Raw genomic sequence first — 3,951 nt, 5'->3', positions numbered from 1 at the left:
CCGGACGTCGGCGCGGCCGGGCGCTGCGCGATCGGCGGCCGAGAGCATGGTCGCGGCGCGGGTCGGGGCGGTGACGGCGATCGACTCCGCCTCGGCCAGAAGCACATCGACCAGTCGAGGGTCGTCGATACCCGCACCGACGGCCCCGAGCGCGTCGTCGGCGGAGAGTTCCGGTGCACGGAGACGGGCGGAGATCGCGCGTCTCCGGAGGTCGGCGATCCGCGCATCACCGACGACCTCGCGCAGCGGTTCACGCGCAGCAGAGGCGAACACGTCGGAGCCACCGAGCAACCCGGTGCCGCGAGCACGGTCGAGCCCGACGAGCGCGGTCGCCCGATCGATACCGAGGGTCTCGGCGACACTGTCCGGATCCAGCGGCGCGCGGACCGAGGCGAGCACGAGCACCGCGACGGTCGCATCGTCGAGCCGGAGCAGGAGCCGGTGGTGGGCGTCGCGGGCGATGCGGGTCGCCACCGTGAGCGGATCGCCCTCCCCGCCTGCGGGATTCGGCTCGGAGTCGCGGAGCGCTCGCAGCGCGGCATCGACTATCCCGCGCGCACCCCCGCATCGGCGTCGCAACTGCGATGCGGTCGACGGCGTCAAGGTCAGGCCGAGGCGTCCGGCGCGGGTCAGTACCTCGGCGGTCCCCATGATCGGCATGGTGAGGGCCAGCGCGCTTCGGTCGGCGACCTCGGTGGCCCGTCGGAGGGCGAGATCGTGAGATCGGGCCTCGGTGGCGCCGACTAGACTCATCCGGCCGGCCGCGACCTCCGCGACCACTGCGTCGAGGAGCTGTGCGGGCCAACGGTGGAGATCGTCTGCGACGGCGATCGACAGGGAGTCGGCGGCGAGTGGGAGCGTCGGCGGCCCGATGACGATCGGGATGTCGAGGCCCGCCGCTCGCTCGACGACCGCACGCAGCAGCGCGGTCCGTCCGCTGCCGGGTGCGCCGACGACGACGGCGCACGTCGGTGTGCCGTTCTGCAGTCGGCCGACCACGGCGTCCACCCATGCTGCGGCCGGTGAGACCGATTCCATCTGTCGATGGTCCCCGACCGTCGGCGCAACCGGCGTCATCTCAGCCGTTCTGGTTGGTGCAGAGGATCTTGCAGACGGTCTGGCCGGTGCCGTCGAGCACCTTGCCGGGCGCCTCGAGGACGCCACCGACCACGCCACCGGGATTCAGGCCGCCACCGGTGTTGCCAGAGCCGCCACCCGAACCCGATCCACCACCGGAGCTGGGGAACTCCGGCGGCGGGTTCTGCGTCGAACCACCGGAGCCACCGGAACCGCCGGTGTTGCCCGAACCGCCTGAGCCACCGGTGTTCCCGGATCCCCCCGGGTTCGCGGGGGCGCCGGTCTGGCCCCCACCCGAGTTCTGCCCACCGGGGGTCTGGGTTCCCGTGCCCGGCGCCTGGGTGCCGGGCGTACGAGTGCCGGGAGCACCGGTCGTGCCACCGGCGCCGTTCGCGGCGGTGCGTCCGGGCGTCTGACCGGCGCCGGCAGTCCCGTTCGTGGTCGCCCCAGGCCGTCCGTCGGTCGCTCCGGCTGTACTCGCGCCGGGGGTTGCCGTGGCGGACTTGGTCGTCGCCGCTCCTGCGGGCGGCGGCGTGGACTCGCCGGTGGAGCCGATGAGGCCGGTGCCGACGGACAGTCCGGTCGCGGTCACCAGGACCAGGGCCGCGGTGCCGATGGTGATCAACGTGCCGCGCTTACGGCGCGAGAGTCGCGGGGCGGGCTCGGTGACCGGGGTGCTGGGGGCCGGGATGATCTCTCGTAGCGGACGTGCGTCGGGTAGCGCGGCCGCCGCGGCGGCGACCGCAGGCAGGGCGGTCGTGGCCGGTACACGCTCGGCGATCTGCCGGGTCGCCGACAGCGCGGCACCCGCCGCGGTCGCCGACGACGGGTCGGGATCGAGCACGACCGGGACGCGCAGGGTCGCCGACAACAGTTCACCGACCAGGGGGATCTGCGCTCCACCACCGGTGACGATCACGGCTGCCAGCGACGCCGGATCGACGGCGGCGTCGGCGAGGGCCGAGCGCAGCAGACCGACGGAGTCGGCGATCGGGCCGCGGACGAGGTCTTCGACATCGTCGCGCACCACGCGTGCCTGGGTCTCGATCTCACCGACCCGGACGTCGACGACGGTGTCGGTGTCCACCGACAGTGCTTCTTTGGCATCGCGGCACCGGGACCGGAGCGCGGCGAGGTCGTCGATGATCTCGGGATGGTCGGCGGCGTCGACGAGCGCGGCGTCGAGCACGTCGGCCGCTCCGGTGGTCGTCAGGACGTGGCCGAGGAGGAGTCGATCGATCTCGTGGCCGCTCACGGTGTCCATCCGGAGCGCTCGGCCGACCTGGCGGGGTTGCTCGCCGGTGTGCAGCACACCGACGGTCACACCGGACGCACCCAGGTCATAGGTGGCCACGGCGGTGTCGCCGAACGCCCCGCCGGAGTTCTCGGCCGCGGTCAGGGCGGCCAAGGACTCCGACAGCAGGGTCACTGCGTCGGCGTCGGGGAGATCGGGATGGGTCGCGATGCGGGCGGCCACGGCGTCGACCGCCGATACGGTCCAGGTGTCGGGGTGCGCGATGGTGAGGTGGCTGTCCACATCGGCCGGCAGTTCCAGTGCGGCCACCACGGCCGCGACCGTGTCGACGTAGACCTGCGCCGCATCGTGGGCCACCCCGATCTGGTCCAGGACGGGCACCGGGTCACCGACGCGGTCGACGAATCCGTCGACACCTGCGAGCGCCACCGTGTCGAGGACGACGCTGTTCTCCCACGCGGACTCCGACGCGGCGACCGCGACACTGTTCGCGGAGCCGATCTTCACACCGATGCCGATGGCCATCTCGGTCACTCCTCATTCACCCGTGGGGGCGGTCGTCGGGACTCCTATGCTCCGGCCCCCACCGGTGCATGCACTGAGTTTGTCGTGGTCCGGAGCCAGATCGTTAGCTCATTCGGGGGATAGGGGACAAAATCCCGATGCCCCCGTCCCCCCGGGGCCCCACAGGGTGAATCCCCTATGCCCAGGGGGTGGACGAGGACTGGGGATTTACCCCGATGTCGGAGATGGCCGAGGTGCCTAGCGTCGTCTACGACACGGGATCGACCTGCGATCTCCCCGACGCAAGGACTCTCACATGGCCAGCAACGCGGTACTCGACTTCATCCTCGGACTGTTGCGCGACGACAAGGCACTCGCCGACTACTGCAACAACCCGCAGGTCGCCATCGACCGCGCCGGCCTGCACGGCATCACCCCCCGCGACGTCTCCGCGGCGGCACCGCTGGTCGCCGACTCCGGCGCCGTGGTCGGTGGCGGTGTCGGTGGAGGACTCGGCGCGATCGTCGGTGCCGGTGGCGGCGCCGGCGGTGGTGGCCTCGGCGGCGGACTGGGCATCGGCCTGGGCGGCATCGGGATCGGTGGCATCGGCCTGGGCGGACTCGGCGGGGTCAACGTCGGGCTCGGCGGCGTGAACTTCGGCGACGTGAACCTCGGAGGCATCGATCTCGGCGGATTCGGGCTCGGCGACATCGACTTCGGCGGCCTCGGGGGCATCGCGCTGGGCGGCATCGACCTCTCCGGCCTGAGCCTTGCCGACCTCGATCTGGGCGGCATCGCCTTCGGTGACCTCGACCTCGCCGGCCAGCTCGCGGTCGCGCTCGGTGCGACTCTGGCCGCCGGGCTCGGCGCCGGTGGCGCGATCGCCGCACAATTCGGTGCAGCCCTGGGCGCCGCCCTGGAGACGGTCGTCGCCGGCGGTCTCGGCGCGACCGCGAACATCGGCGCCATAGTCTCGGGCGCCCTCGGCGGCGCACTCGGCGTGGAAGGTGCACTCGTCGGGCAGTTCGGCGCGGCACTCGACGCCCTGCTCTCGGCGGGTGGCGATGTCGCCCTCGGCCTCGGCGGCTCGCTGGCCGCGCAGCTCTCGGCCGCAC

General features: G+C 72.6%; 2 protein-coding genes and 1 pseudogene. 1 reads left to right on the top strand and 2 read right to left on the bottom strand.

The window, feature by feature from the left end; genetic code table 11:
• Both GS4_RS24610 and GS4_RS24605 read right to left on the bottom strand, forming a co-directional pair.
• Positions 1-1,038, bottom strand: a pseudogene (locus GS4_RS24610) (LuxR family transcriptional regulator); the annotation flags it as partial.
• A 40-nt stretch (positions 1,039-1,078) separates the two neighbouring features.
• Positions 1,079-2,857: an Hsp70 family protein gene (locus GS4_RS24605; protein WP_007625830.1), complete on the bottom strand. Its 1,779-nt coding sequence runs from the start codon at positions 2,855-2,857 to the stop codon at positions 1,079-1,081.
• A gap of 295 nt (positions 2,858-3,152) precedes the next feature.
• Here GS4_RS24605 and GS4_RS24600 point away from each other — a divergent pair.
• Positions 3,153-3,951, top strand: a 799-nt coding sequence (locus GS4_RS24600; RefSeq protein ID WP_007625829.1) for an IniB N-terminal domain-containing protein, incomplete at its 3' end; no start/stop codon positions are given.

The sequence above is a fragment of the Gordonia soli NBRC 108243 genome (assembly GCF_000334455.1).
In the GTDB taxonomy this organism is placed as follows: domain Bacteria; phylum Actinomycetota; class Actinomycetes; order Mycobacteriales; family Mycobacteriaceae; genus Gordonia; species Gordonia soli.
The sequence above is the reverse complement of the archived record's forward strand: the minus strand, read 5'-3'. Positions and strand labels throughout refer to the sequence as shown.